The sequence below is a fragment of the Protofrankia sp. Cas4 genome (assembly GCF_963555915.1).
In the GTDB taxonomy this organism is placed as follows: domain Bacteria; phylum Actinomycetota; class Actinomycetes; order Frankiales; family Frankiaceae; genus Protofrankia.
This window is the reverse complement of the sequence record NZ_CAUVXL010000058.1, coordinates 1-25,073: the sequence shown is the minus strand read 5'-3', so window position 1 is coordinate 25,073 and position 25,073 is coordinate 1. Positions and strand designations below refer to the sequence as shown.

General features: G+C 68.3%; 20 protein-coding genes. 14 read left to right on the top strand and 6 right to left on the bottom strand.

What is annotated here, in order from left to right:
* Positions 1-11 precede the first annotated feature (11 nt).
* Positions 12-1,787, top strand: coding sequence for a hypothetical protein (locus tag U9979_RS06105; RefSeq protein WP_322778596.1), 1,776 nt, complete (start codon positions 12-14; stop codon positions 1,785-1,787).
* On the opposite strand, the gene U9979_RS06100 is transcribed toward U9979_RS06105, so the two are convergent.
* Positions 1,741-2,814, bottom strand: a complete 1,074-nt coding sequence (locus tag U9979_RS06100; protein WP_322747597.1) for a glucose-1-phosphate thymidylyltransferase — start codon at positions 2,812-2,814, stop codon at positions 1,741-1,743. The two genes, U9979_RS06105 and U9979_RS06100, sit on opposite strands and share 47 nt — an antisense overlap.
* A 277-nt stretch (positions 2,815-3,091) precedes the next feature.
* Between U9979_RS06100 and U9979_RS06095 the strand changes: the two genes are divergently transcribed.
* From U9979_RS06095 to U9979_RS06080, 4 genes are all read left to right on the top strand, one after another.
* Positions 3,092-4,747 carry an LCP family protein gene (locus U9979_RS06095; RefSeq protein WP_322778595.1) on the top strand — a complete coding sequence of 552 codons (1,656 nt, stop codon included), beginning with the start codon at positions 3,092-3,094 and terminating at the stop codon, positions 4,745-4,747.
* 296 nt (positions 4,748-5,043) lie between these two features.
* Complete coding sequence (locus U9979_RS06090) at positions 5,044-6,624, top strand: LCP family protein (protein ID WP_322778594.1); 1,581 nt, start codon at positions 5,044-5,046, stop codon at positions 6,622-6,624.
* Between the two features lie 49 nt (positions 6,625-6,673).
* Positions 6,674-7,669 carry a TIGR03089 family protein gene (locus U9979_RS06085; RefSeq protein ID WP_322747600.1) on the top strand — a complete coding sequence of 332 codons (996 nt, stop codon included), beginning with the start codon at positions 6,674-6,676 and terminating at the stop codon, positions 7,667-7,669.
* Between the two features lie 173 nt (positions 7,670-7,842).
* Positions 7,843-9,186 carry a UDP-glucose/GDP-mannose dehydrogenase family protein gene (locus U9979_RS06080; protein WP_322778593.1) on the top strand — a complete coding sequence of 448 codons (1,344 nt, stop codon included), beginning with the start codon at positions 7,843-7,845 and terminating at the stop codon, positions 9,184-9,186.
* Positions 9,187-9,209: 23 nt separating this feature from the next.
* On the opposite strand, the gene U9979_RS06075 is transcribed toward U9979_RS06080, so the two are convergent.
* On the bottom strand, positions 9,210-9,809 hold the full coding sequence (locus U9979_RS06075; protein WP_416219545.1) for a beta-class carbonic anhydrase: 600 nt from the start codon (positions 9,807-9,809) through the stop codon (positions 9,210-9,212).
* Positions 9,810-10,576: 767 nt separating this feature from the next.
* On the opposite strand from U9979_RS06075, the gene U9979_RS06070 reads away from it, so the two are divergent.
* The 3 genes from U9979_RS06070 to U9979_RS06060 all read left to right on the top strand — a co-directional run bounded on the left by U9979_RS06070 (position 10,577) and on the right by U9979_RS06060 (position 14,228).
* On the top strand, positions 10,577-11,038 hold the full coding sequence (locus U9979_RS06070) for a GtrA family protein (RefSeq protein ID WP_322747611.1): 462 nt from the start codon (positions 10,577-10,579) through the stop codon (positions 11,036-11,038).
* 298 nt (positions 11,039-11,336) lie between these two features.
* The gene (locus U9979_RS06065; RefSeq protein ID WP_322778592.1) at positions 11,337-12,023 is read left to right on the top strand and encodes a TetR/AcrR family transcriptional regulator; all 687 of its coding nucleotides are present in this window, start codon (positions 11,337-11,339) and stop codon (positions 12,021-12,023) included.
* A 120-nt stretch (positions 12,024-12,143) separates the two neighbouring features.
* A complete protein-coding gene (locus tag U9979_RS06060) occupies positions 12,144-14,228 on the top strand; it encodes an Hsp70 family protein (protein ID WP_322778591.1) in 2,085 nt (694 codons plus the stop codon).
* A gap of 41 nt (positions 14,229-14,269) precedes the next feature.
* Here U9979_RS06060 and U9979_RS06055 read toward each other — a convergent pair whose 3' ends face one another.
* Both U9979_RS06055 and U9979_RS06050 read right to left on the bottom strand, forming a co-directional pair.
* A complete protein-coding gene (locus U9979_RS06055) occupies positions 14,270-14,812 on the bottom strand; it encodes a PH domain-containing protein (RefSeq protein WP_322747604.1) in 543 nt (180 codons plus the stop codon).
* Between the two features lie 59 nt (positions 14,813-14,871).
* The gene (locus U9979_RS06050) at positions 14,872-15,669 is read right to left on the bottom strand and encodes a biotin--[acetyl-CoA-carboxylase] ligase (RefSeq protein ID WP_322767209.1); all 798 of its coding nucleotides are present in this window, start codon (positions 15,667-15,669) and stop codon (positions 14,872-14,874) included.
* Positions 15,670-15,880: 211 nt separating this feature from the next.
* Between U9979_RS06050 and U9979_RS06045 the strand changes: the two genes are divergently transcribed.
* The 4 genes from U9979_RS06045 to U9979_RS06030 all read left to right on the top strand — a co-directional run bounded on the left by U9979_RS06045 (position 15,881) and on the right by U9979_RS06030 (position 20,326).
* The gene (locus tag U9979_RS06045) at positions 15,881-17,488 is read left to right on the top strand and encodes an acyl-CoA carboxylase subunit beta (protein ID WP_322754346.1); all 1,608 of its coding nucleotides are present in this window, start codon (positions 15,881-15,883) and stop codon (positions 17,486-17,488) included.
* Positions 17,489-17,665: 177 nt separating this feature from the next.
* Positions 17,666-17,914, top strand: coding sequence for an acyl-CoA carboxylase subunit epsilon (locus U9979_RS06040; protein WP_322778590.1), 249 nt, complete (start codon positions 17,666-17,668; stop codon positions 17,912-17,914).
* 130 nt (positions 17,915-18,044) lie between these two features.
* Positions 18,045-19,805, top strand: a complete 1,761-nt coding sequence (locus tag U9979_RS06035) for an acetyl/propionyl/methylcrotonyl-CoA carboxylase subunit alpha (protein WP_322751764.1) — start codon at positions 18,045-18,047, stop codon at positions 19,803-19,805.
* 26 nt (positions 19,806-19,831) lie between these two features.
* A complete protein-coding gene (locus U9979_RS06030; protein WP_322778589.1) occupies positions 19,832-20,326 on the top strand; it encodes a DUF5313 family protein in 495 nt (164 codons plus the stop codon).
* Here the strand turns inward: U9979_RS06030 and U9979_RS06025 are convergent.
* Positions 20,251-21,693 (bottom strand): NAD(P)H-quinone dehydrogenase, encoded by a 1,443-nt coding sequence (locus tag U9979_RS06025; RefSeq protein WP_322754342.1) that lies wholly within the window; start codon positions 21,691-21,693, stop codon positions 20,251-20,253. The two genes, U9979_RS06030 and U9979_RS06025, sit on opposite strands and share 76 nt — an antisense overlap.
* A gap of 400 nt (positions 21,694-22,093) precedes the next feature.
* On the opposite strand from U9979_RS06025, the gene U9979_RS06020 reads away from it, so the two are divergent.
* Positions 22,094-22,534, top strand: coding sequence for a gamma-glutamylcyclotransferase (locus tag U9979_RS06020; RefSeq protein ID WP_322751767.1), 441 nt, complete (start codon positions 22,094-22,096; stop codon positions 22,532-22,534).
* 21 nt (positions 22,535-22,555) lie between these two features.
* Here U9979_RS06020 and U9979_RS06015 read toward each other — a convergent pair whose 3' ends face one another.
* Positions 22,556-23,116 (bottom strand): MarR family winged helix-turn-helix transcriptional regulator, encoded by a 561-nt coding sequence (locus U9979_RS06015; protein WP_322778588.1) that lies wholly within the window; start codon positions 23,114-23,116, stop codon positions 22,556-22,558.
* A gap of 96 nt (positions 23,117-23,212) precedes the next feature.
* Between U9979_RS06015 and U9979_RS06010 the strand changes: the two genes are divergently transcribed.
* Positions 23,213-25,073: MMPL family transporter (locus tag U9979_RS06010; protein ID WP_322778587.1), on the top strand; the 1,861-nt coding region annotated here is incomplete at its 3' end.

Genomic DNA, 25,073 nt, shown 5'->3' with positions numbered 1-25,073 from the left:
CACCCGACGACGTGCTGACCCGCGCCCGGTCCCGTCCACCGCGGGGGGTTGTCCTGCTGACAGCGTTGCACCTCACGCTGTTGGCGACCTACTCGTTCACATATCCGACCTGGACCGGTTACGACGAGGCCCAACACGTCGACATGGTCTACGGGCTGCTCCACGGCGGTGGATGGCCGGCGCCGGGCGACCGGATCATGGCGAAGGGGGTCGCCGCCACCTCGGACGACTTCGATCGCGGCCGGTACGCCGGGATGTTCCAGTCGGGTCGCAGATCCCCCAGTGATCCACCATTCGCCGCGATCAGGCCGACGCCCCGCGGCCGGCGCCTCTCCTTTGATGCGCTGGGCGGCCCCGAGCCGGTCACGGACGGCCGGCTGCCCAACCAGATCGTGCAGCACCCGCCGATGATCTATGTGGTCGGGGCGGGCATGCTGGCGGCCCTGCCGGGATCGTCGCGATGGGCATATGACCGGCAGGTCTGGGCGCTGCGCCTGCTCAACATCAGCCTTGTCGCTCCCCTGCCCCTGCTCGCCTGGGCGGCCGCGCGGCGGTTCGGGCTCTGCCAGCCGTTGGCACAGGCTGCCGCGGCAGTGCCGCTCGCCGTTCCCGGCCTGACCCGGGTCGGGGCCACGTTCAACAACGACGGACTGCTGATGTTCTCGGTCGGCGGACTGACAGTACTGATCGCCGGCGTACTGGCCGGTGACATGCGCCGGCGGACAGCGGTGGGCATCGCCCTGTCACTCACCGTGGCACTACTCACCAAGGCGCTGGCTCTGCCGCTGGTGCTGATGGTCGCGATCGCCTATCCGCTCGGCTGGGCGGCGCCCCGCGGACCACGCGGGCGCCGCTGCGCCCTGACCACCGGGTCCGGGCGGGCCGCGGTTGTACGCACGCCGCCGTGGCGGCCGGCGCTGCTCGCGATCGGGCTTGCCTGCGCAGCCGGCGGATGGTGGTGGGTCCGCAATTACATCCTCTACCACTCAATAGAGCCCAATGGATGGGCAACTGACCCACCACGGCGAGAACCGATCCTGCTACCGAAGTCATTCGGCACCTGGTACGGCTACTTCTGGCGAACGATCATCAGTCGGTTCTGGGGCGGTCTGGGAATGTTCGAACCGCCTGCGCTGTCCCGGGTCGCGACGCTCGCCGCGACGCTCGCCGTGACCGGGTGTGTCATCGCGGCTGTGACCCACCGCCGGGACGCCGGCGTGATCCGGCCTGGCCGGCGGCCTACCCGCCTAGGGGTTCACGTGCGTGCGCCGGTCCTGCTCATGCCGGTTTTCCTGGCCTATCTGCTGGTCGGCCAGCGAAGCTATGCCGACTACCTGGAGTCCACCCGTGCGATCGCCGTCCAGGGCCGATATCTGTACCTCGGCATCGTCGGCATCGCCGTGGTCACCGCCGGTGGGCTTGGCCGACTACTCAAGGGACGCGAGCGGCTGGCCGGCCTCGCCGTCCTGGCCGGCGCGCTGGCCATGCAGAGCGCGGCCCTCTGGGCCGTCTGCTCCTATTACTGGCTGCCGCCCGGTGCGTCCATTCCCATCCGGCACATTGTCGGTATCGTCGCAGCCATCGGGCGTTGGGCACCTGTTCCCGAAGGTGTCACCATCGCCACGTTCACCCTCTGTGTGCTTTTCGGGTGTCTCACGCTGGCGGAGGCCGTCCGCGAGGTCCGCGGGGATCGCGCCGGCGGACGTCGCGGACAGGCGCCCCGTGATCAAAAAGTCGCGCTCAGGACGTTGTGGCCACCGAGACACGCGAGTGGTCGCCGAGCATGAGGCGGTGTGCCCGCGGGCGGGCGTCCGACGGAACGACCTCGACGTCCCGGCCGATCAGCGAGTCCTCGATGCGTCCGATGTCGCGAATCGTCGCCCGCTCCAGCACGATCGAGTACTCGATCTCGGTGTTCTCGATCGTGCACGAATAGTAGATCGAGGTGAAGGGGCCGACGTAGGAGTCGACAAGCGTCGTGCCGCGACCGATGATCGCGGGCCCGCGCACCGAGGACCGCACCAGTGACGCGCCTTCCTCGATCACGACCCGGCCCACGATCGTGCTGTGCTCGTCGACCGCGCCGCGCACGTCGGGCTCAAGGGACTCCAGCAGGTGGCGGTTGGTCTCCAACATGTCGTCGAGCCGCCCGGTGTCCTTCCAGTACCCCTCGACCAGGTGCGGCGCGACCTCGTGGCCACGGTCCACCAGCCACTGAATCGCCTCGGTGATCTCCAGCTCACCCCGGCCAGACGGCTTGATCGCCCGCACCGCCTCATGGACGGCCACCCCGAAGAGGTAGACACCGACAAGCGCAAGATCGCTCGGCGGCTCCTCGGGCTTCTCGACCAGGCGGACGACGTGGCCCTGCGGGCCGAGCTCCGCCACACCGAACGCGGACGGATTGGAGACCTTGGTCAGCAGAATCAGCGCGTCCGGCCGACTACGCTTGAATTCCTCCACGAACCCGGAGATACCACCGATGATCAGGTTGTCGCCGAGATACATCACGAACGGCTCGTCCGCGAGGAAATCACGTGCGACGAGGACGGCGTGCGCAAGACCCAGCGGCGCCTCCTGACGAATGTAGGTGACCTTGATACCCAGCGCGGAACCGTCGCCGACCGCGGCCTCGATCTCCGCCGCGGTATCGCCTACGATGATCCCGACTTCGGTGATACCCGCTTCGGCGATCGCTTCCAGCCCGTAGAAGAGCACCGGCTTGTTCGCCACGGGAACGAGCTGCTTGGCTGACGTATGGGTGATTGGGCGCAACCGCGTTCCGGAGCCACCCGCGAGAACAAGAGCTTTCATGATCCGAACCCTATCGTGGGCCCCACCCCTGCCTGAAAGGCAGCCGAACACGCGAACGGGGACATGATCAGATTGTTTTCGACTGTCTCCGGCCACCCAGGCATACGGCTCGCCATATGGCGGAGCGCAGCTCCGCGCATGCGCTGCGCCTCGGGCGGGTACCTTCAGCAACCAGGACCACAGATGGCCACCGCATTACCGACGTCGGTAATGATATCGGCGGTGCCGGGTGGGCCGCGACCGCTCGACAGCACCGACCAGCAGGTGGACGACGTTCATGACCGCGAACCGGCGCCAGGTCGCGGCGGGGGTGGGAGGTGCGGACGCGGTGACCGTTTCGCCGGACACTCACGTGGACCCGCCGGCCGATCCGCCTCAGGAACCGTCCGACGATCTCCATGCGGACGACCCCCATGCGGACGACCCCCGGGCGGACGACGCCCCAGCCCAGCGCTCCCTGTTCCAGAAACTGACCCTCGCACTCGCAGCCGTCGTGTCAATGGCAGTTCTCGCGGTGAGCGGCGGTGGTTACGTCGTCTACCGCTACTTCGACGCCCAGATCACCAGAGTGCCGCTCGGTCTCGACGAGGCCGAACGGCCGGCGGAGGCCCCGCCGGGGACCGAGAACTTCCTGCTGGTCGGATCCGACAGCCGGGAAGGCACCGGTAACCAGTACCAGAGCGACGAAGTCGTCTCCGGACAGCGCTCCGATACGACCATGATTGCTCACCTCGACGCCAACGGAACAACCACATTGGTGTCGTTTCCCCGGGACACCCTCGTCACGATTCCCGGACACGGCCGCAACAAACTGAACGCGGCGATCACGATCGGCGGCCCGTCGCTGTTGATCAGAACGCTCGAGAACCTCACCAATATCAAAATCGACCACTTCGTGTCGATCGACCTCGCCGGCTTCAAGGCCATGACCGACGCCATCGGCGGAGTCACCATCTGTGTGCGACCGCTGCCGGGCGGCAGCACCTCGAACCTGCACGACGAGTGGTCCCAGTGGCACGGCGTCGTGGGTGAGAACCATCTCAACGGCGAGCAGGCACTGGCCTTCGTCCGACAACGCTACGGCCTACCCGACGGGGATTTCGACCGGATCCGGCGCCAGCAGCAGTTCATCAGCACGGTCTTCCAGAAGGCGACAAGCAACGGAGTGCTCGCCAATCCGGCGAAACTCGAGGGTCTGCTCGCGTCCGCGACGGGAGCGCTGACCGTGGACGACGGCACGACCGTGGACGACCTACGCAACCTCGCGAACCGGCTACGCGGGATGTCCACCGACGCGATCAGTTTCGAGACGATCCCCGTCCGAGAACCGACCAGGGCCGACGGCGCGAATTCCGCTGGGGAACTCCGGCGCTTCGGCTCGGTCCAGCTCTACGATCCGGGCCAGCTCGACACGTTCCTGGCGCCGTTGCGCGGGCACGGCACCGCAGCACCGAACCCGACGGGCGGTCCGGGCACGCCGGGCGCACAGCCCGAAGCGACGACGGTCCCACCGTCGGCGGTCACCGTCGACGTCCTCAACGGAACCACGACCAGCGGGCTCGCGAGCAGCGCCGCCAGGGATCTCGCGGCGGCCGGATTCCGGATCGCCCGGGTCGCAAGCGCCGAGCCCAGGCGCACGGAGACCACGCTCGTGCGCTACGGCCCGGACGGGCTCGCGGCTGCGCGGACGCTGGCCGCCGCGATTCCCGGGGTGGAGCTGCGCGAAGACCGGTCAGCGGGCACGCACGTCACCCTGGTGGTCGGTAGCGACTTCAACGGGGTCGCGACCCAGGCAATGGCATCCGCCCCGGCTGCGGGGGGTGATCCGCCAAAGAGTGCAACGGGATCGGCGAACAGCTCGCCGACGCCGAGTCCGGCCCCCACGACGCCGGCGGTGACCGCTACGGAACTGACCGCCAGCTGCACCTTCTAGTTTCGCCTCTGAGCCAGCCACGTCTCAGAGCCAGCCACGTCTCAGAGCCACCAAGGTCTCTGAGCCGGCAACGTCTCAGAGCGCCCGTGATCGCGTCACTTCCCGATGACCACTGGCGACCATATCGAGTAGCTTCAACGTTACCGCCCGCTGTTTCAGGCACCCGGTAGTGGGGTGTCCTGCGTCTCATGGCAACGTCAGAGGAGCTTTAAGCGTCCTTATCAGGCACAGGGGCATGTTCGCTCGTGGACGAGGCGCCGCGCGATTGCTCCGGTCAAGGAGGTTCGAAAAAGCCGGTGAGTGGCAGATCCATACGCCGGCCGGCGTTGCCGCCAGAGCTGAGCCCACGGCGTCCGTCGAACCTCCGGCGCCGCCCGGTCCGCTCACCGCTTCGGACGTTGTCCGTCGGCGCGGCGGCCGCACTGTCGCTGGTGGTTCTCGCCGTCAGCTCCGTCGGATGGGCGGCATACCGCTACTTCGACGACTCGGTCACCGGGGTCGCATGGTCGCCCGGTGGTGACCGGCCGCCCGAGCGACCGGGCGAGATGAACATCCTGCTGCTCGGCGACGACAGCCGAGCGGGCACCCACGGTGAGTACGGCCAGGTCGACGGGGTCCGCTCGGATACTACGATCATCGCTCACTTCGGCACGGACGGTTCGGTCACCCTGGTGTCATTTCCCCGGGACACCCTCGTGACCGTTGCCTCCGGCATCGCGCAAACCCCCCATGACGGGAAGGACAAGCTCACCAACGTCCTGTCCTACGCTGGCATCGAGGGGCTCACCCGCACGCTGGAGAACCTGACCAGCCTCAAGATCGATCATTTCATCTCGATCGATCTGGCTGGCTTCAAGACCATGACCGACGCGGTCGGCGGGGTGGACGTGTGCGTCGCGCAGCTTCCCGGCGGCGGCACGACCAATCTGCACGACAACTTCTCCCAGTGGCGCGGAAAGTTCGGCATCAACCACCTCAACGGTGACCAGGCGCTGGCCTTCGTCCGTACCCGCCACGCCCTGCCCGATGAGACCTACCGCGTCGCCCGCCAGCAGCAGTTCCTGTCCAAGCTGCTCGAAAAGGCAACCAGCGCAGGCGTGCTGACCAACCCCGTCAAGATCACCCAATTGATCGGCGCCGTCGGCGGGTCGCTCAAGGTTGACAACGGTCTCACCGAGAACGGCGCAATGATCAAAATGGCGCAGCGGTTGAGTGGCCTCGGCAGCGGAAAAGTGAAGTTCATCACGATCCCCACCCATGTACCACTGAAATCCGAAGGCGCCACCGACGAGCAGGGCACCATCACCCCTCACGGCAATGTGCTGTTCTACGAGCCGGTCGGGCTCTGGCAGGTCCTCGCGCCGCTTCGACCCGCGACCGGCGGCGACGCCCCCGCGGGCGCAACCGGTAGTCCGACGCTGCCACCGGGCCAGGTGACCATCGCCGAAGTTCGCAACAGGACCGGCCGTTCGGGTCTGGCCGTACAGACGACCACGGCACTCGGCGCGCTGGGGTTCGCCGGTTCCTTGCGGCCCACCACCGGTGCGGCCGGGCAGGTCGTCACGGAGATCCGCTACCCGGCCGGGCAGGAGGGCGCGGCGCGCGCACTGTCGGGTCTGATCGCCGGATCGCAGACGATCGAGGACCCGAAGATCAGCAACGGCCTCGTCGTCGTGCTCGGGGCCTCCTTCACGGGCGTGACCGGCGGGCAGGCGCCGCCGGCCGGGTCCCTACCCGGCTCCCGGGGTACACCCTCCACCGGCTCCAGCTCCACCGGCACCAGCTCCACCGGTACCGCTCCCGCTGTCCCCGGCTCAGCAGCTGCCCCGCCGCCGCCGCCCACGGTCGCCCCCGCGAACACATCCTGCACGGCGTGACCGCGATTCCCATCGGCTTCCCTGAGGTGTCAACTACCGTGAACGTCCTATGACACCATCAACGTCGCCCGCATCGACGTCTCCGGCGGGACGTCTGCTTGACGGCGTGGTGGACCGCGTTCTGGATGCCGCGCTCGCCGCGATACCGCCAGACGCCGTCGACCCCGCCGCCATGACCGATCGCCCGGGAATGACCGACACCGCCGGCGCGGACGGGGTCGCCGCGCTGCTCGCCCACCGGGTACGTGCCGACTCGGCACGTCCACTGCTGACGTTCTATGACGATGCCACCGGCGAGCGGACCGAACTGTCCGCGGCCACCGTGGACAACTGGGTTGCCAAGACCGCGAACCTGCTCGTGGACACGCTCGGGCTCGCTCCGGGAGACACGATCCGCATCGCGCTGCCGCCGCACTGGCAAACCGCGGTGGTGCTCCTCGCAGCGTGGTCGTCCGGCGCGCACGTCACCGTCACCCGGTCCGACGCCGACGCCGACGCCGACGCCGACGATCAGAGCGATCCCCCGGCGGCGGTGTTCCTGACCGAACAGACGGCCGACGCCGTGCTCGCGGCGGGCGAGCAGGGCGATGTCGTCGCCCTGTCGTTGCGCCCGATGGGCGGACGGCTCGCCCGGCCCATGCCGGGAGTACTCGACTTCGCCGGGGAGGTTCTCGCCCACGGCGACCGCTTCACGCCACCGCGTCCACCGGCAAACCAGCGGATCCTGGTGCGACTGGCTGGCTACTACGCCAGGGCCTGGGACCTCTCCGAACACGACCGCATCCTGACGACGGCCGGTTATGACACGCCGCAGGGGCTTCTCGCCGGGCTGCTCAGTCCCCTGGCCGCCGGGGCGTCGCTCGTCATCTGTCGAAACCTCGACCACACCCTCCTTGACCGCCGGGTCGCCGCGGAGCGTGTCACGGCTGTCTGCGGGCCGATGCCCGGGATGCGGGAAGCAACGTCTGACATACCGGCAGCAGCACCCGGTGTGCCAGCACACACCCCCGCGGGCACCCGTCGTCTCGGGGCGCCACTGCGGTGACCCAGCCGCAGTCAACGCTCGACAATAGCCTGTTGTGAATCTTCTGCCCGGATGATCGACGGTCGGGAGGCGACGCAATGGAGAGCGGGTTCCCGTTCGCGACGCCCGAACACCGGGTATAAGAACGACCGGCACGAGGGGCGTGGATGAAGAAACGGGGCTGGGGTGCGTAGATGGCAGTCTCGAGCGATCTTCGTCTGAGCGTCATCGGTACCGGCTACCTGGGCGCGACCCATGCGGTCTGCATGGCGGAACTGGGATTCGACGTGGTCGGCGTTGATGTGGACCCGGTCAGGATCAGACGTCTCGCCGCCGGCGAGACGCCGTTCTTCGAACCAGGGCTGGAGGAGCTCCTGCGCAAGAACCTGGAGGCTCACCGCCTGCGTTTCACCACGTCCGTGACGGACGCCGCCGCCACCGCGGACGTCCACTTCATCTGTGTAGGGACTCCACAACTTCCCGGGGCGAATGCGGCCGACATGCGCCATGTTGACGCCGCCCTCACCGGGCTGCTCAGAGCTGGGATCCGGCCGGGGGCGCTCATCGTCGGAAAATCCACCGTGCCCGTCGGCACGGCCATGCGACTGGCGGGACGGCTCGACGCCGAGGCCCCCGCCGTGGAGCTGGCGTGGAACCCGGAGTTCCTGCGCGAAGGCTTCACTATTGACGACACCTTGCGGCCCGACCGCCTGGTCTTCGGTCTGCCACCCGACCCGGCCAGGGCACGGGTTGCCGAGGCGGTCCTGCGCCGCGTCTACGCCGCCCTCATCAACGCAGGTGTGCCGGTTGTCGTTGCCGACTATCCCACTGCTGAACTGGTAAAGCTCGCCTCGAACGCGTTCCTCGCAACCAAGATCTCTTTTATCAACGCAATGGCGGAGATCTGCGAGGTCACCGGTGGGGACGTCACCAACCTGTCCACCGCGCTGTCCTACGACAGTCGCATCGGCGGGCAGTTCCTGCACGCCGGCCTCGGCTTCGGTGGGGGCTGCCTACCCAAGGACATCCGTGCGTTCCAGGCCCGCGCGGACGAGCTCGGTGTCGGCCGGGCGCTCGGCTTCCTCGCGGAGGTCGACGCCATCAACTCGCGTCGGCGCACCAGAACCGTGAGCCTGACCACCCGGCTACTGGGCGGGACGGTCGCCAACAAGAAGATCGCCGTTCTCGGGGCGGCGTTCAAACCCAGCTCCGACGACATCCGCGACTCGCCGGCCCTCGACGTCGCGGGCGCCCTACACCGCGCCGGCGCCACGGTAACCGTCTATGACCCGGCGGCGATCCCCAACTGCCGCGCCGCTCACCCCCAGCTGACCTACGCGAACAACGCCGTCCACGCCGCGGTCGGTGCCGACATCCTGCTGCACCTCACCGAGTGGAGCGAGTTCCGTGAACTCGACCCCGCCACGCTCACCCAGGTGGTCGCCGGCGCGATCATCATCGATGGCCGTAACGCCCTGGACCCGGCCGCGTGGCGCGCGGCCGGCTGGGCCTACCACGCCTTGGGCCGGCCCGCCTGACCGGGCCGGCGGCCCCAGAATGATCACTCGACGACTTCGTGCAGGGTGCCGCTCGCCACGTCATAGATGAAACCGCGAACCGACCCCGAGGTGACGAGGAAGGGATCGGAGCGAAGTCGCGAGATGGACGCCCGGACGCTCGCCTCAAGATTGGCGAACGTGTGGACGGGCCAGGCCGGGCGGAACCCCGCGTGTTCGAACAGCTTGTCCCGAAATCCATCGTCGGTGATGGTCATCATCCCGCACTGGGTGTGATGCAACAGGATGATCTCCGTTGTGCCGAGCTCGTGCTGGCTGACCGCCAGCGAACGGATCACGTCGTCGGTGACCACGCCGCCGGCGTTTCGCAGGACATGCGCGTCGCCCTCAGCCAGACCCAGCAGCGCATGAACGTCCAGGCGAGCGTCCATGCAGGCCAGGACTGCGACACCGGTCGCGGGCCTGGCCGGACGCGCCCGCATCGGCGCGCCATCGGCCTGGCGTGCGGCCGCGAAGGCCCCGGCACGCTCCACCATCGAATCCGTGGCGGTGCGCGAGTGACCGACGGGACCCAGGTGAGCGGTGGTGGTAGTGGTGCGTGCGCCGGCGGCCCGCACTGAGCCTCGGCTGTCGACCATGGTCATCGTGGTGCAACCTCCATCGGCGCGGTGGACACAACAGAACCACGTTCGTCCGTTCGTGCACGGCAGCGTCGCCGGGAATCCACCGGTGCGGCACGCCGCCCCGCCGCGACCCGGTTGGGAACGCTCCGGGACACCGCGTGGCGGGCCGTCACCACAGCCGGCCGAAACAAGGATGACGCGACCACGCCGTTTTCGCCACCAGTACGGACCACCGCGGATCAGAACCCACGTCGCGCCAACCGGACCCGCGATCGAGTCACCAAACGAAGCAGGGGGCATACTTGCCGCAAGGGATCGGCCCTGCGGACGATCCGACGATCGCGGGTCGGGCGTTCTCGCCCGGCTACGACTGTCGGTACACCCGTCCGCAGCCGGCCCGTGCCGGTGAGATCGCCGCCCGGACTACCGTTTCGTGCACGGCGCGGGGTCCGCTCGTACGCCGGGCTTCCGTTGTCCCGCGAAGCATCGGAAAGGGGATCGGGGCTCTCGAGGGCCACTGAGCGGGAACCAATCCAGCCAAGGGTGACCTCATTGTGATCTTTCCGGTCACCGGCGGCGCCAAGGACTTGACAGGCCGACGGTCACGCGATCATGGATGTGCTCGCACGGCCGGCGGCCCCACGTAACCAGGGGGGTGGCGGATGAGTCGGTGGAAACCGTCTGTAGGCTCAGCCGGTGATACAAATCGGTCAACAGCATCCGAAGTGAGCGTGGCACCGGTGGCGGCCAACGCGAAGCAGTCACGTTGGCCGGTACTCGACCACGAGATGGCGAAGTTCGGCGTGATCGGCCTCGCCTGCTACGCCATTGACGTCCTCGTCTTCAACCTGTGCCATGGGCTTGTCGGCATGGACCCGATCAGCGCGAAAACCGTGTCCACCATCGTGGCCGCGACCTGCGCCTACGTCGGCAACCGGCACTGGTCGTTCACGCACCGGGCCAGGACGGGCCTACGACGTGAATACACCCTTTTCGTCATCTTCAACGCCATCGGCCTGGCAATCGCCCTGGGATGCGTCGGGTTTGCCAGCCATGTGCTGAACCTGCACGGCGTGCTTGAGCTCAACCTGGCCGCAAACGTGGTCGGCACCGGGCTCGGCACCATCTTCCGATTCTGGGCATACAAGCGGTGGGTGTTCCTGCACCCCGACGACCCGAAAGCGCTGCTGCACGCCGCAGCCGATGCGCAGCGTCGGCACAGCGTCCCCGAGCCGGCCGGCCGCGCCTAGGAGCAAGGTCCTAGGACCTAGGACCAAGAACCGAGGGCCAAGCCGAGGTAACCAATCAGGATCGAAACAGGAACCGCCGTTCCGATTCTGATTGGTTCCCGTCAGCCTGGGATGCGCTACGCTCTCGGACGAGCCCGCACGTTTCCTTCTCGTCGGCGTCGCGGCTTGGGACGGCAAACGGAACGCGTCGACGGTCACCGGATGACACGCGTTCGGTTGAGACCGGTTGGCGGAAGGCAGCGTGATCATGATTTGTGCTGCCCGGGGCCTCAGGAAGCCTAGGTCACAGGGGGACGCCGTGGTGCGGCCTACGCTTGACGCCCGTCCCGGGGGTCGTCCGCGGGATGAGTCACGGGACGGCGCAATCCGTCGTGCCACCCTCCAGCTACTCGCCGAGGTGGGCTACGACGGGGTCACCATGGACAGGGTGGCCACCCGGGCGAAAGCCGGCAAAGCCACGATCTACCGCCGTTGGCCTTCCAAGGTCGCCCTGGTCATGGACGCGATCACGACAATGGCCGAGCAGTCCGTACCCGTTCCCGACACCGGCTCGTTCCGCACGGACATGCTGGCGTTCCTCTCCTCGTACCGGGATGCCATCGGCGATGATCGCGGCAGAATCATGGCCGAGCTGGTGTCGGAAATGCCCCGTAATTCCGAGCTGCGGGACGCTCTGCGTAATGGGCTACTCGCCCAACGCAAAGCCGCGGCCGATGTCATCGTGCACCGTGGTATCGCCCGCGGGGAGATCGGCGCCGGTGCCGACCACGCGATGCTCATCGAGCTCGGACCGGCACTCGTCCTGCAACGGATTCTGCTGTCCGGTGAAGTCGTGGACGCCGCGTTCATGGAACGGATCGTCGACGATCTGATCATTCCCTATGCCGTCCACGGCCAAGCGGGCCAACGGGCGTTCGACGATCATCAGATCACCCGCCCGCAGGCCGCAGTTCCCCTAGCACTAGCGGAACAGCCGACGACCTGATCCCGGAACACCGCGGGCACCGCGAGCACCGCGGGCACCGCGAGCACCGGATCGGGACGGTTTTTCCAGCCGCGCGATAATGGCCGCAGGCTCGAGAACGTCCGAGGATGCGGGGGAGATGTGGCAACCGGCCTGACACTCGCGGTCGACCTCGGCACAGGCTGCACGTCCGCCTGCGTCGACGTGGACGGCCGCGGGGTATCCCTGCGACTCGGGCCGGACGGGCCAATGCCAGCAGTGGTCACCTTGAGTAATGACGGACGGCTGTTAACCGGTACCGCGGCCGTGGAGGTCGCGGCCGCGCATCCCGACCGCGCCCAGCGCCATCCATTACGGGCGCTGGAGACGACCGATCAGGTCCAGCTCGCCGAAATGACCATCCCCACGATCGAACTGATCGCCGCCGTCCTGCGCCAGGTTCTGCACGAGGCGACCCGCCATGCTCCGGGCCCACCGCCGGGCCAGGTTGTCCTCACCGCGCCGGTCCGCTGGACGTCAACGGAGATCGACAAACTCCGGGCGGCCGCTGCCAGGGCGGGGCTCACCGACATCGTGCTGCTCCCGGAACCGATCGCGGCGGCACGCTGGCATGCCGATCCGGCCGGCATCCGCGCGGGCACGGCCGTTGCCGTGTACGACCTGGGCGCCACGACCCTCGCGACGACGATTCTCACCGCGACACCCAACGGATTCGAAATCCGCGGGGAACCCGGCGGCAATCCCGCCTTTGGCGGCGAGAACATCGACGACATCCTCCTCCGTCGAGTGGCAGAACGGGCACGCACAGTTGACTCACGTGGATGGGACGCGCTGTGGGCCGACCTGAGTCCATCCACGCGCCAGCGCCACCACCAACTGCGCCAGCAGGTTGTGGCGGCCAAGGAAGCACTGTCGACAACCACCGTCTGCACTGTCGCGGTAGGCGGATCCATCGGTGACATCGAGGTCACCCGGGCGGACCTGGAAGCGTCGATCGAAGGTGACCTACGCGCGACCGTGACGGAGTTGCTCCGCACAGCGCAGAACGCGGGGGTCCGACCCGGCGAGCTCACCGCGATCTTTCTTGTCGGCGGTTCGACCCGCATCCCACGGGTTTCGGCGCTGTTGGCGGAGATGACTGGCGTCCGGCCCCGGCCCGCCGGCGACCCCCAGGCCGCGATAGCGCTGGGCGCCCTGCTGACCGCGACCACCGCGACCGCGGGACCCGGTGTGAGACCGGAACCGGCCCTCCACGCCACCCGCGTCCTGCCGGCGTCCGCCGCCGGCATGGCCGCTGGCCCCAACCCGTCCGCACCCCGGGATCAGTATCCGCCGACCGCGGGCTACCCGTTCGGCGAGCAGCAGCCCTCGGGTCCGTACCCGCCGACCGCGGGCTACCCGTTCGGCGAGCAGCCGCCCTCGGGTCCGTACCCGCCGCCAGGCGCGTACCCGCCGCCAGACGGTTACCCGCCGCCAGGCGCGTACCCGCCGCCAGGCGCGTACCCGCCGCCAGGCGCGTACCCGCCGCCAGACGGTTACCCAGGCGGACCGCCGCAGCGGCGGCCGTCGCGCCGGCGACCCACCGCCACGGTCGGAGTGATCGTCGCGCTCCTGGCCCTCGCCGTCAGCATCCCGGTGATCGCATTTACCATGACACGTTCGGACAAACCCAACCCCAGCCCGACCGCAAGCCGAACCCTGCCGGCGATCCCGACCGGACCGGCCGACACGTCGCGGCCCACCTCGTCGGCATCACCATCACCATCCGCATCCGCATCTGCATCGGCCAGCGGTTCCGCCGCCGGGCTGACCGTGGCCCAACGCAGGCTGTCGGCAGTGCTCGATCCCGCCGAAATGACCGACTGCGAGGCGAATCCGGATGGCGAGGACTCCGACGTCGACGCGTCGCTGAAGTGCGCGGCGAGCAACGGCACAACCGTCATCGCGTTCCATTACTACACCGCGAGATCCCTGCGCAACGACGTCGACTACCGGTCCGGTCAGATCAACGACGAGGGCGCCTGCGAGAACGGCCGTTCCAGCGTCGGAACCTGGCAGGTGGGCAGCAATTCCAGCGTCGATGCCGGCGCGCTCCTGTGCTACTACCACAGTGGGCAGTTTGTGATGTTCTGGAGCTACGACTCGGACCTGGTCAGCTTCGCCGCCGCGGACACCGACGCCGCATCCCTCTACCAGTGGTGGAAGCGGTTCGACCCGCTGGCCTGACCCGGCCAGCTACCGGCCCTGCTGTCTACCGGCCCTGCTGTCTACCGGCCATAGCCGTCGGCGTCAGCATCGGCGCCGGCCGGCCCTCGGCGCCGGACCTCGATGTCCTCGACCAGCCGGTAGAGGGTTGTATGCACCTCTTCGACCCGGGGCAGGTTCGCCAGTACCACCTGACCCCGTTCGCCGGCGCTTTCGATGGTCAGTGTGCCGGATCCCAGGAGGCGCTCGACGAACGAATGGTGGAACGAGACATCGTTGAGCCGCTGGAGCGGGATGTCCCGGCCGGTGCGGGAAAGAATTCCCGTCCGGATGACAACGCGCTCCGTCGTCACCACATAGCGTGTCGTGATCCACCGCAACCACGGCCGCAGGCTGGTGAAAAGGAGCAGGGCCGCCGCAGCCGTGATGAGGACCCACTGCGCCGGGTGCTGGAACGAGCCCGCCGGGATCGCCAGTACACCGAACAGGGTCAGGCCGAGAACGACGACAAACGCGCTGACCGGCGCGACCAGCCTGATCCAGTGTGGATGGAGGTGTAGGACAACCTCTTCGTCACTGGTGAGAATGCTCTCTGGAAATCCCACACGGCCGATCGTCTCACCATCGCCGCACCGGGAGGGCCCGAGGGTCGACCGGCTCGGCGTCAGCGCAGGTGAACAACGTCCGCCGCGGCGAAAGCCCGGCCGTCCACGACAAGGCGGCCGTGGACGTCCACGTCTGTGGCGGTGCCCACAACGACGGCGCCGTCGGGCAGCTCGACCCGCACCGCCCGGCCGAGCGTCGCACACACCGAGCGGTAGGCGTCGACGGCGCGGCCCGGCTCGGCCAGCCAGGCCCGGTATGTGGCGGCGACGTCCCGCAGCAGCTCGATCAGCAGTTCCCCCCGGCCCACGGCCGGGCGTGACCCCCGCCGCTGGCAGAGCGCCACGCTGGTTGCTCCCGGGGGCAGCTCATCGACATCCGTCTCGACGTTCAGGCCGACCCCGACGATCACTGCCGCCGTTGCGGGCTGGCAGGGAACAGCCTCGGCAAGGATTCCCGCCAGCTTGGCGCCGTCCACCAGGACGTCGTTGGGCCACTTGAGAACGGCCGGGATGCCCGCCAACCGGCGCAGCGTGGCAACCAGCGAGGCGCCGGTTACCAGCGGCAGCCAGCCGAGCGCTCCGGCCGGCACGGTTGGCCGCAGCAGCACCGAAAACGTGAGCCCCGCGCCCGCCGGTGAAACCCAGGACCGCTCCAGGCGCCCCCGCCCCGCCCACTGCAGCTCGGCGACGAGCACCCGTCCTTCACCGGCGCCGGCTTTCGCGGCCGCCACCAGATCGGCGTTGGTCGAGCCGGTCTCCCCGACTACCTGTACGTCCAGGCCGTCGTCGGCGAGAGCCGCCGCCAGCAGGCCGGCGTCCAGTGGCAGCCGCCGTGGCTGTGTTTTCGATGTCCGCATGTCAGCCAGGGTGCCACCGACGAACGTGTTACCGGAGCGTTATGGTGGCGAGCCTCGGGTTGACTGGCCTCGGGTTGACTGGCCTCGGGTTCGCTGACCTCAGGTTGGCGGGCTGGGACGCCGACGCGTCGCGCGCGGGCGCGGGCGCGGGTTTGTGCCCTCCGCGCGCGAATCGAGCACGTGGGGCCGTACCCGCCGTACGCTGCCCGGCATGGTACTTCCTGTTCCCGCTGAGAACCCCGCGCAGGGTTCGGTACCCGATCTTCTGACAGCCACCGGCAAGATCGCCGAGTTGAAGCGGGTCAACGACGACGCGGTACACGCCGGTTCCCAGCGGGCCGTCGACGCCCAGCACGCCAAGGGCAAGATGACAGCCCGTGAGCGAATCGAGGCATTCCTCGACCCCGGGTCGTTCGTCGAGACCGACGCGTTCGCCCGACACCGCGCGCATGACTTCGGACTCGAGCAGAACCGTCCCTACGGTGACGGGGTGGTAACGGGCTACGGCACTGTGGACGGCCGCCAGGTGTGTGTGTTCAGCCAGGACTTCACCGTTTTCGGCGGCAGCCTGGGCGAGGTCTTCGGCGAGAAAATCGTGAAAGTCATGGACCTGGCGCTCAAGACCGGTTGCCCGATGGTGGGCATCAACGACTCGGGTGGCGCGCGCATCCAGGAGGGCGTGGTCTCGCTCGGGCTCTACGGCGAGATCTTCTATCGCAACGTGATGGCATCGGGCGTCGTCCCGCAGCTCTCACTGATCATGGGTCCGTGTGCCGGCGGTGCCGTCTACTCCCCCGCCATCACCGACTTCACGCTGATGGTCGACAAAACCAGCCACATGTTCATCACCGGCCCGGACGTCATCAAGACCGTGACCGGCGAGGACGTCGGCATGGAGGAGCTGGGCGGCGCGCACACCCACAACTCCCGCAGCGGTGTCGCCCACTTCCAGGCCGCGGACGAGCTCGACTGCCTGGAAACCGCCAAGGCACTGCTGGCGTTCCTGCCGTCGAACAACATGACCGACCCGCCCGGCTTCGCCGAGGTGACCGATGTCCAGGCGGAGGTCACCGCCGAGCTGGACGTGTTCATCCCGGACTCGCCCAACACCCCGTACGACATGCACACGGTGATCGAATACGTGCTCGACGAGGGCGACTTCCTCGAGGTCCACGCCCAGTTCGCGCAGAACATGATCTGCGGCTTCGGACGGGTCGACGGGCGTTCGGTGGGCGTCGTCGCCAACCAGCCGATGCATTTCGCCGGCACCCTCGACATCGATGCCAGTGAGAAGGCGGCACGCTTCGTCCGGACGTGCGACGCGTTCAACATTCCGATAATCACCCTGGTCGATGTTCCCGGCTTCCTGCCCGGTACTTCGCAGGAGTGGAACGGAATCATCCGTCGGGGCGCGAAGCTCATCTATGCCTACGCCGAGGCCACGGTCCCGAAGGTGACTATCATCACCCGCAAGGCCTATGGGGGTGCATACGACGTCATGGGGTCGAAGCACCTGCGGGCCGACATCAACCTGGCCTGGCCGACCGCGGAAATCGCGGTGATGGGCGCCCAGGGCGCTGTGAACATCATTTACCGTCGGGAGCTCGCGTCCGCCGCCGACCCGGAAAGCCGCCGCGCGGAACTGATCGCGGACTACACCGAGCACTTCGCCACGCCCTACATCGCCGCCGAACGCGGGTATGTGGATGCGGTGATCACCCCGTCGGTCACCCGCCGCGAAGTGATCCGGGCCCTGCGACTGCTGCGGACCAAGCGGGAGTCACTCCCGCCCAAGAAGCACGGAAACATTCCGCTTTAGTGCCGCCCCGGGGACTGCGGCCTGCGGGCGCGCGATCTGACGATCATCGTGCGCCCGTTGGCCCGTTGGCCCGCTGGCGACCCGGGGACTTCGGCCTCCGGCGATGCGAGAAGAACCACGATCGCATCGCCTTTGGGCCGCCAGGTGCAGCTCGCACGTTCATGAAGGGAGCGTCAGGTGGACAACAGCGGCGACGGCCCGACCCGTCCATATCTGCGGCTTGTGCCGGCGAACGCATCCGCCGAGGAGATTGCCGCGTTGGTCGCGGTGGTCCGCCTGCGGGCAGCGGTGCCACCGCCCGAGTCGGCGGCGCCGTCGGGTTGGACCGACCGGGCCGCGACGTTCCGCCAGAACGTGCATTCCGGCCCGAACACGTGGCGGCAAACCGGTTTCACGCAGGGTGTCCGCACCCGAGCCGACTGGTAACCCACGGTCCGCGGCTGAGAACCCTCGCTGAACGCCCGCCGCCGGCAACAGCTGCCCAGGTCCCCGCGACGCCGCGTCCCTATTGCCGGGCGCCCTAAACTCAGCCACCCTGAACGAGGACGGGAGAAACGTGCGTAAGATCCTCATCGCCAACCGGGGAGAGATCGCTGTCCGGGTTATCCGCGCGTGCCGGGACGCCGGATACGCAAGTGTCGCGGTGTACGCCGAACCCGATATCGATGCGCTCCACGTCCGAATTGCCGACGAAGCGTACGCCCTCTCGGGCAGCACACCGGGCGACTCCTATCTACGGATAGACAAGATTCTCGACATCGCTCGGGTGAGTGGCGCCGACGCCGTCCACCCCGGGTACGGATTCCTCTCGGAAAACGCAGACTTCGCCGAGGCGGTCGTCGCCGCGGGCCTGACCTGGATCGGCCCACCGCCCGAGGCCATCCGGCGCCTGGGCGACAAGACCGCCGCCCGCCACATCGCCCTGGCCGTGGGTGCGCCGCTCGCGCCCGGCACGGCCGACCCGGTCGCCGGCGTCGCGGAGGTCGTGGCGTTCGCGGATCAGTACGGCCTGCCGGTCGCCATCAAGGCTGCTTTCGGTGGCGGCGGGCGCGGGCTCAAGGTCGCGTGGAATGCCGACGACCTACCCGAGCTCTTCGAAAGCGCGGTGCGGGAGGCCACCGCCGCCTTCGGCCGGGGCGAGTGCTTCGTCGAGCGCTACCTGGACCAGCCACGCCATGTCGAGACCCAGATCCTCGCTGACAACCACGGCACCGTCGTCGTGGTCGGCACCCGGGACTGTTCGTTGCAGCGCCGCTACCAGAAACTCGTCGAAGAGGCCCCGGCTCCGTTCCTCACCGAGGAACAGCACACCTCACTCTATGAGGCATCCCGGGCCATCTGCCGGGAGGCCGGCTACGTCGGCGCGGGCACGGTCGAGTTCCTCGTCGCCCGGGACGGCATGATCAGCTTCCTTGAGGTCAACACCCGGCTACAGGTCGAGCATCCGGTCACCGAGGAGACCAGCGGCGTCGACCTCGTCCGTGCGCAGTTCCGCATCGCCGAAGGCGAAGCGCTCGACCCGGCGGACCCGACTCCGCGAGGGCACTCGATCGAGTTCCGTATCAACGGCGAGGATCCGGGGCGTAACTTCCTGCCGGCCCCGGGCACGGTCACCCGGTTTGTCGCGCCCACCGGCCCGGGCGTGCGGGTCGACGCCGGCATCGAGTCCGGCGCCGTCATCGGCGGCGCCTTTGACTCGCTGCTCGCCAAGCTGATCGTCACCGGCGCGACCCGAACCGAAGCGCTGGAGCGCGCCCGCCGCGCGCTGGACGAGATGGTCGTCGACGGCATGGCCACGGTGCTGCCGTTCCATCGCGCCGTCGTACGGGACCCGGCGTTCGCACCGGCCGACGCGACCGAGCCGTTCCGCATACACAACCGCTGGATCGAGACCGAGTTCGACAACACCATCCCGGTCTTCACCGGCGGGGTGGATGCCGACACCGGGCCGGCGGAACGGGAGTCGGTGGTGGTCGAGGTCGGCGGCCGACGCCTTGAGGTCGTCCTACCCGCGGGCTTCGGAGCCGCGGCCGGCCCGGCGCCCGGTCGCACCGCCCCGCCCCGGCGACGCTCCGGCTCGAAAGCCGCGCGCGCCGTCACCGGCAACGCGCTGACCAGCCCCATGCAGGGCACCATCGTCAAGATCGCAGTCAGTGACGGCGACACGGTCGAGCCCGGCGACCTCGTCGTCGTCCTGGAAGCGATGAAGATGGAGCAGCCGATCACCGCGCATCGGGCGGGTACCGTGACCGGGCTCGCCGCGACCGTCGGCGGCGTCGTCTCCAGCGGCGCCGTCCTGTGTGAGATCAAGGACTAGAAGGAATCTGTTCGTAGGCTGGCCCCATGGACGCTGGTAGCAAGAGGGCTCTGTCCTCAGACCACCTGAACCCGGCTGCGCCCGCCAGCCCGCAGCCCGCCAGCCCGCAGCCCGTCCGGGAGCCGCGTCCGCCCCTGACCGGTCGGGTGTACTACCTGGTGGGTGGGACGCTGCCACCGCAGTACTCGTCATGGGTGTCGCACGATCTGACGGGTCCGCGGTGGCAGGTCCGGCAGGCTTCCCGCCTGCCGCTGCTCATGGTGCCGTTCGCGATCGTGTTCGCACTGTTGCCCGGGCGGCTGGACGTCCGGCTCACCATTTCGATCTTCCTGCTGGCCGCGGCGGTGGGGCTCGGATTCGCCACCGCCGGTCACTTCCGCAACCGACGCCTCGTCCAGCACGGCTTTCCACCGGTTGTCCCGCCCGAGGAAGACGAGGCCATCGATCAAAACCCCGCGAACAGGTCCCGGGGGATGGCGATCCGTGCGGCTTCGGACAAGGAACCGGAAACCGAGGGATAGATCGCAAACGTGTGGGCGACCTGGTCGACGGTCAGACCATTGGCGACCGCCAGCGACACCGGAAAGATCAGTTCTGATGCCCGCGGCGCCACGATGACCCCGCCCAGGATGCTGCCGCTACCGGGCCGGCAGAACAGTTTGACAAAGCCGTCAGTGACGGCCTCCATCTTCGCGCGCGGGTTCCGGGCGAGCGGGAGGACCGTGGTGTGAGCAGCAACCGCGCCTGATTCGATCATCCGCTGGGAGATGCCGACGGTCGCGATCTCCGGTTCGGTGAAGATGTTCGACGACACGGTGCCCAACCGCAGTGGGGTGACCGCCTCACCGAGCGCGTGCCACATCGCGATCCTGCCCTGCATGGCGGCGACGGACGCCAGCGGCAGTACACCGGTGCAGTCACCGGCGGCGTACACGCCGGGCACCGACGTTCTCGACATCCGGTCGACCTCGATGTGACCGGTGGCGCTGCGTCGAATCCCGACATCGGTCAGGCCGATGTCGGAGGTTCGCGGTACCGATCCGACCGCCATCAGGACGTGGCTGCCGCTGATGATCCTGCCGTCGTCGAGATCCACTTCTACCCCGCCGGTGACCCGGCGGGCCGCCGTTGCCCGGGACCGGCCCAGCACCGTGACGCCCCTGCGCTGGAAGACATCCTCCAGCACCCGGGCCGCGTCGGGATCCTCACCGGGCAGTACTCGGTCGCGGGAGGAGACAAGCGTCACCTGTGCCCCGAGCGCCCGGTAGGCGCTGGCGAACTCGGCGCCGGTGACACCGGACCCGACCACGATCAGATGTTCGGGCAGCCTGTCGAGGTCGTAGAGATGGCGCCAGGTGAGAATTCTCTCACCATCGGGTGTCGCCGCCGGCAGGATCCTCGGCGACGCGCCGGTGGCGATCAGCACGATGTCACCGAAAAAGGCCTCGCCGGAATCGATCTCGACGGCATGCGGACCGACCAGCCGCCCGTGGGCGTGCACGACCCGGACGGCCTCCTTCTCCAGCCGGGTCTCGATGTCCCGGGACTGCGCCTGCGCCAGCCCACGCACCCGGGCATAGACCCGCTCAATATCAACGCTGACGCCGGCGGGAAGCCCGGGGCCGGGTGTCGCGCGGGCATCCCAGCCCGCTTCGGGCAGCACGAAACCCCCGTCACGTAGCCGAACACCGAGCGAGGGGGCCGCGGCCAGTGCGGTCATCGCCGCCGATGTGGCGATCAACGTTTTGGACGGAACACAGTCAGTGAGAACACAGGCACCCCCCGTCCCATCCGAATCGATGAGCGTGACAAATGCCCCGAGCTCGGCACCGACAAGCGCCGCCTCATACCCTCCGGGGCCTCCTCCGAGGATGACGATTCGCGGCACGTACGCGCTCCCTTCCGTGGACGGGCTGCTCTCCAGCTAGCCGGGGACTGCGGCCTCCGGCGGCGCACGAGGAACAGCATCGCGCCGCCTTTGGCCCTCCAGCTAGCCGGGGACTGCGGCCTCCGGCGGCGCACGAGGAACAGCATCGCGCCGCCTTCGGCCCTCCAGCTATCTTGCCTCCCGCCGCGCGCCGCACCGCTGGGATCCGGAGCGACTTTCGTACAATCGGGGAAGGCGGCCCGCTGGGCTGGCGCGTCAGCCCCGCCGGCCTGGACCGGCCCGGCCCGTCACCGCAGTCGGGCGGAAGGTGGGTACGGTAGGCGCCAGTGGAGATTCTTGAAATATGCCGTCGCACGAACGGTGACGGTCGCGACGAAAGAGCCTGCGAAAGACGCACGCCATGACCATGTACGCCGCCTACGGCAGCAACCTCGATCCGGCCCAGATGAAGGAACGCGCGCCGCGCGCTCCGGTCATCGGGACCGGCTGGATACACGGCTGGAGACTCACCTTCGGCGGCGAGGACGTCGGTTGGGAGGGCGCGCTCGCCTCGATCGTCGAGTCCCCCGGATCCCGGGTCTACGTGATGCTCTACGACATCGACCGGCGTGACCTGCGACAGCTCGACGTGTGGGAAGGCGCCGACGCGGGCCTCTACACCCGCATCCGCGTCCGGGTGTCCACGCTGGACGGCGAGGCGTTGGCCTGGACGTACGTGCTGGACGCCTACGAAGGCGGCCTGCCGTCCAAACGGTACGTGTCGATCATGGCTGACGCGGCGGAACGGGCCGGCGCCCCGGCCGACTACGTCGCCTACCTGCGCAGCCGCCCGACCGCCTAGGCAGGGCGCTTGCGCAGCCGCCTACGGATTGTCGATCGGCGCGGAGCGTATGACCGAGTCCAGGTGCCCAAGCGGCTTCTGGTGCCCAAACGGCTCCTGGTGCCCGACGGCCTGCCCACGGGCGGCCAGCTCGTCGCCCAACAACCCGAGGATGCGCACGAGGTCGGCCTGGTCCTGCGCGGACAGTGCGTCGAACAGCGTCGAAGCCCGTTCGATGTGTTCACGACCGAGCCTGTCCACGACCCGTTCACCCTTGCTCGTCAGGGTGATGAGCGTCGCCCGGCGGTCGTTCGGATGCCGGGCACGGCATACCAGACCTTCGTGCTCGAGGGTGTCCACGAGCCCGGTGACGGCCCGGGCCGTCGTTCCGAGATCCTCGACAAGATCGCGCATGATAGGCGGATGCGGATGGTGTCGCAGAGCCGACAGTAGCCGCACGCCAGCCGGGCTCACACCACCGAAGCCAACAGTAGTCTTTACGTAACGCACCCAGGCGGGACCGAACCGGGCAAACGCATAGAATACCTGCTCCCGCAGGGGGCATCCGATTCCATCACCATGCGCCGCCTTTCGATCACTCATCGGACAAACCATTACTGGCTTCACAATCACTGGTGGTACTGTTACCGACGTCAACATACGTAAGCACAGATCATCTTAACGAGTAGGGAGACGCCGATGCCGGCGCTCGCACGCTGGTGCCTCCGGCACCGTCGTCTTGTGATCCTTTTCTGGATCGTTGCCTTCGTGGTCGGCGGCGCCACAGCCGGCACCACCACCAAACGCCTGACCTTCGACTTCTCCCTACCCGGTCAGCCCGGCTTCGAGACCTCCCAGAAGATACTCGCGACCTACCACACCCAGGGTCAGGCAGCGCCGGACATCCTGGTGCTGGCCGCGACGCCCGGGGAGAAGGTCGACGACCAACAGGCGGCGAGCACATTCGCCGCGGTCGAACACGACGTGCCCGGCGTGCGGGTCGTCGGGAAGGCCGCGACCGGCGACAACGTCTTCACCACGGCCGACGGGCGGGCCCAGTTCGCGTACGTCTTCTACCCACCGCAGACCAGCTTCGCGTCCGCGACCCTGCCCAAGCTGAAGACGTCAATCGCCGCACACACGCCGGCATCGCTGACCGGGACCGTCACCGGCATAGAGGAACTCCAGACCAACGGCGGCGCCGACGGCGGGCCGGGGGTACTGGTCGAGACCCTGCTCGCCGGTGTCGGTGCCCTGGCGATCCTCGCGTTCGTCTTCGCCTCCATGCTCGCGCTGGTGCCGCTGCTCGTCGCGGCGGTGTCGATCACGTCGACCTTCCTGATCCTGCTCGGACTGACCGTCTTCGCGGATGTGTCGTTCCTGGTGCAGTTCCTCGTCTCCCTGATCGGCCTCGGTGTCGCCATCGACTACTCGTTGCTGATCGTCACCCGGTGGCGCGAGGAACGGGCCCACGGCCGGGAGAACCACGACGCGATCGTGGCCTCGATGGAGTCGGCGGGCCACGCCGTGCTGTTCAGCGGTCTCACCGTCGCGATCGGCCTGGTCGCGCTGGTCGTCATCCCGGTGCCCTTCCTGCGCTCCATCGGCTACGGCGGAATGCTCATTCCGCTGGTCAGCGTGGCGGTCACCACCACGCTGTTGCCCGCCCTGCTCGGTGGCATCGGCCCCCGGGTCGACTGGCCGCGGATCCGGCACGAGAACACCGCGAGCCGGTTCTGGACCAGGTGGGCATCGCTGGTCGTGCGACACCGCTGGATCGCCGCCGGCGTCGGACTCGCCATCCTCACCGCCCTGATCATTCCGTTCTTCGGGGTCCAGATCGGCACGGCGCAGTCCTCGTCGCTGACGAAGACCGGGCCCGCCTATGAGGCGCTGAAGACACTTGAGGACGGCGGTGCGCCGACGGGCATTCTCACCCCGGCTGAGATCCTGGTCACCTCACCGGCGGCCGGCGAGGTGGTGCGACGCGTGCGCGCGGTGGACGGCGTGGCCACCGCGATGGCCCCGACCGGTCCCGCGTCGAACCGAGCCGACACCTCGATCGTCCTCGCCGTGCCGAACAACGAGACCGCGGGCGGCAGCAGCACCGACCCGATCCGGCGGATGCGGTCCGCCCTGGACAACGTGCCCGGGTTCATCGGTCTGACCGGGATCGGCGCACTGCAGCTGGACTACATCCATGCTGTCTACGGGGCGTTCCCGCTGGCGCTCGGCCTGATTGTCCTGATCACCTACATACTGCTGGTACGTGCCTTCCGCTCACTCCTGCTGCCGCTCAAGGCGGTGTTGTTCAACCTCGTATCGCTGGGGGCGACGGGCGGTGCAGTCGTGTTGTTCTGGCAGCACGGGTACGGCTCCGAGGCGATCTACGGCATTCAGGCCACCGGTTCGATCACCTTCTGGCTACCTCTGATGATCTTCGCATTCCTGTTCGGCCTGTCGATGGACTACGAGGTGTTCATCCTCGCCCGCATCCGGGAGGAGTACGACGCCAGTGGTGACACCAACGCCGCCGTCATCGAAGGAGTCGGCCGTACCG